Annotated in this window: 2 tRNA genes and 3 rRNA genes; all 5 read right to left on the reverse strand. The window is 46.7% G+C overall.

Annotated features, from left to right (window positions below):
• Nucleotides 1-22 precede the first annotated feature (22 nt).
• Nucleotides 23-130 (reverse strand): 5S ribosomal RNA (rrf, locus tag BUR17_RS20500).
• Between the two features lie 146 nt (nucleotides 131-276).
• Nucleotides 277-3,035: ribosomal RNA gene (locus BUR17_RS20505) — 23S ribosomal RNA — on the reverse strand.
• 201 nt (nucleotides 3,036-3,236) lie between these two features.
• A tRNA-Ala gene (locus BUR17_RS20510) sits at nucleotides 3,237-3,313 on the reverse strand.
• 85 nt (nucleotides 3,314-3,398) lie between these two features.
• Nucleotides 3,399-3,472 (reverse strand) — tRNA-Ile (locus tag BUR17_RS20515).
• 180 nt (nucleotides 3,473-3,652) lie between these two features.
• Nucleotides 3,653-5,169, reverse strand: a 16S ribosomal RNA gene (locus BUR17_RS20520).
• Together the 16S, 23S and 5S rRNA genes with 2 tRNA genes alongside form the textbook arrangement of a ribosomal RNA operon.
• Nucleotides 5,170-5,330: the final 161 nt, after the last annotated feature.

The following is a 5,330-nucleotide window of genomic DNA, read 5'->3' on the forward strand; positions in this document are numbered from 1 at the left end:
AAATCTATGAGACTTTAAAAAAAACTGGCGGCGACCTACTCTCCCGCTTTCGCAGTACCATCGGCGCTAGAGGGCTTAACTTCTGTGTTCGGAATGGGAACAGGTGAGCCCCTCTGCTAAAACCACCCTAAAGGTTGTATATAAGATATCAGAAGATAGATTTCAGATCTCAGACTCACTGGTCTGTTATCTGATGTCTTACATCTGACATCTGTTTTAATCGATAAAAACATTCACAAAGAGGTAACCTTGCTGCACTTTCGTAGCACCATATCAGGCTATAAATCTACGGGTAATTAGTACTACTCGGCTATGACATTACTGCCTTTACACCTATAGCCTATCAACGTTGTCATCTCCAACGACCCTTAAAAGATGTCTCATCTTGAGGCGAGTTTCGCACTTATATGCTTTCAGTGCTTATCTCTTCCAAACGTAGCTACTCAGCGGTGCTCCTGGCGGAACAACTGATACACCAGAGGTTTGTTCAAATCGGTCCTCTCGTACTAGATTCAAGCCCTCTCAAACATCTAACGCCCGCAATAGATAGAGACCGAACTGTCTCACGACGTTCTGAACCCAGCTCGCGTGCCACTTTAATGGGCGAACAGCCCAACCCTTGGGACCTTCTCCAGCCCCAGGATGTGACGAGCCGACATCGAGGTGCCGAACCTCCCCGTCGATATGAGCTCTTGGGGGAGACTAGCCTGTTATCCCCGGAGTACCTTTTATCCTATGAGCGATGGCCCTTCCATACGGAACCACCGGATCACTATGTCCTGCTTTCGCACCTGATCGACTTGTAGGTCTCACAGTCAAGCACCCTTATGCCATTACACTCTACGCACGGTTACCAAGCGTGCTGAGGGTACCTTTGAAAGCCTCCGTTACTCTTTTGGAGGCGACCACCCCAGTCAAACTACCCACCACGCAGTGTCCTTCTAAAAGAAGTTAGGCTCCAAGTAAGTAAAGGGTGGTATTTCAACGTTGACTCCACAAACACTAGCGTGCCTGCTTCAAAGTCTCCCACCTATCCTACACATTACTTACTCAAAGTCAATACGAAGTTATAGTAAAGGTTCACAGGGTCTTTTCGTCCCATTGCGGGTACTCGGCATCTTCACCGAGACTACAATTTCACAGAGCTCATGGTTGAGACAGTGCCCAGATCGTTACACCATTCGTGCAGGTCGGAACTTACCCGACAAGGAATTTCGCTACCTTAGGACCGTTATAGTTACGGCCGCCGTTTACTGGGGCTTCAGTCAAACGCTTCGCATTGCTGCTAACGCCCTTCCTTAACCTTCCAGCACCGGGCAGGTGTCAGACCCTATACTGCATCTTTCGATTTTGCAGAGTCCTGTGTTTTTGATAAACAGTCGCCTGGGCCTTTTTACTGCGGCCACCATTGCTGATGGCGTCTCTTCTCCCGAAGTTACGAGACTATTTTGCCTAGTTCCTTAACCATGATTCACTCTAGCACCTTAGGATTCTCTCCTCGACTACCTGTGTCGGTTTTGGTACGGGTTGCTTCACTTCGGCTTTTCTTGGAAGCACTTTCCCTACAACAACTTCGCCCGAAGGCTAGGTCTTGACTATTCCGTCAGTCTCCAGTAAGTACGGCACTCCGTCCCCTTTTTAGTGTGAGCAAGTATGGGAATATTAACCCATTGTCCATCCACTACCCCTTTCGGGTTCGCGTTAGGTCCCGACTAACCCTCAGCTGATTAGCATGGCTGAGGAAACCTTAGTCTTTCGGTGAGCGGGTTTCTCGCCCGCTTTATCGTTACTTATGCCTACATTTTCTTTTCTGTCCGCTCCACCAAGCCTCACGACTCAGCTTCTGTGCAAACAGAATGCTCCCCTACCAGATATATCTAATGATATAAATCCATAGCTTCGGTACTCTATTTATGCCCGATTATTATCCATGCCGGACCGCTCGACTAGTGAGCTGTTACGCACTCTTTAAATGAATGGCTGCTTCCAAGCCAACATCCTAGCTGTCAATGCAGTCCAACCGCGTTGCTTCAACTTAATAGAGATTTGGGGACCTTAGCTGTTGGTCTGGGTTCTTTCCCTCTCGGACACGGACCTTAGCACCCGCGCCCTCACTGCCGTGGAACATTTATTAGCATTCGGAGTTTGTCAGGAATTGGTAGGATTTGACTCCCCCGCATCCAATCAGTAGCTCTACCTCTAATAAACTTATACACGACGCTGCACCTAAATGCATTTCGGGGAGTACGAGCTATCTCCCAGTTTGATTGGCCTTTCACCCCTACCCACAGGTCATCCGAAGACTTTTCAACGTCAACCGGTTCGGTCCTCCACTTTGTGTTACCAAAGCTTCAACCTGCCCATGGGTAGATCACAAGGTTTCGCGTCTAATACTACTAACTAAGCGCCCTATTCAGACTCGCTTTCGCTCCGGCTCCGGACCTGAAGTCCTTAACCTCGCTAGTAACATTAACTCGTAGGCTCATTATGCAAAAGGCACGCCGTCACCCAACTTGTGGGCTCCGACCGCTTGTAGGCGTACGGTTTCAGGTTCTATTTCACCCTTCTATTCGAAGTGCTTTTCACCTTTCCTTCACAGTACTTGTTCACTATCGGTCTTTCAGGAGTATTTAGCCTTGGAGGATGGTCCCCCCATATTCAGACAGGATTTCACGTGTCCCGCCCTACTCATTTATCACTTAAATATGCCTTTCATATACGGGGCTATCACCCTCTTTGGCTGTTCTTTCCAGAACATTCTATTAAACATATAAAAGCTTTTGGGCTAATCCGCGTTCGCTCGCCACTACTTACGGAATCTCTTCGATTTCTTTTCCTCCGGGTACTTAGATGTTTCAGTTCTCCGGGTTTGCTCTCCTTGCGGAGTGACATGTCTTCAACATGCCGGGTTGCCCCATTCGGACATCTCGGGATCAATTCGTGTGTGCCAATCCCCCGAGCTTTTCGCAGCTTACCACGTCCTTCGTCGCCTCTGAAAGCCTAGGCATCCGCCATACGCCCTTAACGATTTCTTTCCTAATATTATATTAGTTCAGTATTTTTTTGATAAACTTTCGTCTATCGATATTTTTATAAACTCGGCACTCGAAAGTGCTCGGTTATCTCTTTGTGATATCTTTACCGTTAATGTCAATGATCTTTGTTCTATTTCTGATCTAATTCGCAAAATATTGTTTTTGGCTCTATTTGCTTTTTTAAAATTAAACCATCAATGATGGTGGAGAATAAGGGAGTCGAACCCTTGACCTCCTGCGTGCAAGGCAGGCGCTCTAGCCAGCTGAGCTAATTCCCCTCTAGTCAGATGTTAGATCTTAGTAATTAGATATTAGTTTTAAACTAACCTCTAACTTCTAGTTTCTAACCTCTATTTTAATTAGTAGTCTCGGGCAGGCTCGAACTGCCGACCTCTACATTATCAGTGTAGCGCTCTAACCAGCTGAGCTACGAGACTCTCTCTAATTAATAATTATTAATTAATAATTGTTAATTATCTCTGTTCCCGTTTACTAATTTCTAGTGGGTTTTGTATTTTTATATTATATATCAACCAAATAAAAACTAAAGCTTCTCTTTAAGTAAGTACTTATGTATCTTACGATACTAATTTTGTTTATCGTCCTAAGACGCTCTAAAATGAGATGTTCCAGCCGCACCTTCCGGTACGGCTACCTTGTTACGACTTAGCCCTAGTTACTTGTTTTACCCTAGGCAGCTCCTGTTACGGTCACCGACTTCAGGTACCCCAAACTTCCATGGCTTGACGGGCGGTGTGTACAAGGCCCGGGAACGTATTCACCGCATCATGGCTGATATGCGATTACTAGCGATTCCAGCTTCATAGAGTCGAGTTGCAGACTCCAATCCGAACTGAGACCGGCTTTCGAGATTCGCATCCTATCGCTAGGTAGCTGCCCTCTGTACCGGCCATTGTATTACGTGTGTGGCCCAAGGCGTAAGGGCCGTGATGATTTGACGTCATCCCCACCTTCCTCTCTACTTGCGTAGGCAGTCTCACTAGAGTCCCCAACTGAATGATGGCAACTAGTGACAGGGGTTGCGCTCGTTGCAGGACTTAACCTAACACCTCACGGCACGAGCTGACGACAACCATGCAGCACCTTGAAAATTGTCCGAAGAAAAGTCTATTTCTAAACCTGTCAATTCCCATTTAAGCCTTGGTAAGGTTCCTCGCGTATCATCGAATTAAACCACATAATCCACCGCTTGTGCGGGCCCCCGTCAATTCCTTTGAGTTTCATTCTTGCGAACGTACTCCCCAGGTGGCTAACTTATCACTTTCGCTTAGTCTCTGAATCCGAAGACCCAAAAACGAGTTAGCATCGTTTACGGCGTGGACTACCAGGGTATCTAATCCTGTTCGCTCCCCACGCTTTCGTCCATCAGCGTCAGTTAAAACATAGTGACCTGCCTTCGCAATTGGTGTTCTAAGTAATATCTATGCATTTCACCGCTACACTACTTATTCCAGCCACTTCTACTTTACTCAAGACCTGCAGTATCAATGGCAGTTTCATAGTTAAGCTATGAGATTTCACCACTGACTTACAGATCCGCCTACGGACCCTTTAAACCCAATAAATCCGGATAACGCTTGCACCCTCCGTATTACCGCGGCTGCTGGCACGGAGTTAGCCGGTGCTTATTCGTATAGTACCTTCAGCTACTCTCACGAGAGTAGGTTTATCCCTATACAAAAGAAGTTTACAACCCATAGGGCCGTCGTCCTTCACGCGGGATGGCTGGATCAGGCTCTCACCCATTGTCCAATATTCCTCACTGCTGCCTCCCGTAGGAGTCTGGTCCGTGTCTCAGTACCAGTGTGGGGGATCACCCTCTCAGGCCCCCTAAAGATCACTGACTTGGTAGGCCGTTACCCTACCAACTATCTAATCTTGCGCGTGCCCATCTCTATCCACCGGAGTTTTCAATATCGACTGATGCCAGTCAATATATTATGGGGTATTAATCTTCCTTTCGAAAGGCTATCCCCCTGATAAAGGCAGGTTGCACACGTGTTCCGCACCCGTACGCCGCTCTCTCTATTCCGAAGAATAAATACCGCTCGGCTTGCATGTGTTAGGCCTCCCGCTAGCGTTCATCCTGAGCCAGGATCAAACTCTCCATTGTATGTTTGTCTGACTCACTCAAAGTTTTGACGCTTTAGTTTTTCCTTACTTGGTTGTATATTATTTTTCAATGATCTCTTCTCTCTCGCTTTTTACGATACCTACATTTTCTGTCGTTTTCAGTACCGATTTGCGTGTGCAAAAGTAAAACTTTATTTCTAA

The organism is Chryseobacterium scophthalmum, assembly GCF_900143185.1.
Lineage (GTDB): Bacteria > Bacteroidota > Bacteroidia > Flavobacteriales > Weeksellaceae > Chryseobacterium > Chryseobacterium scophthalmum.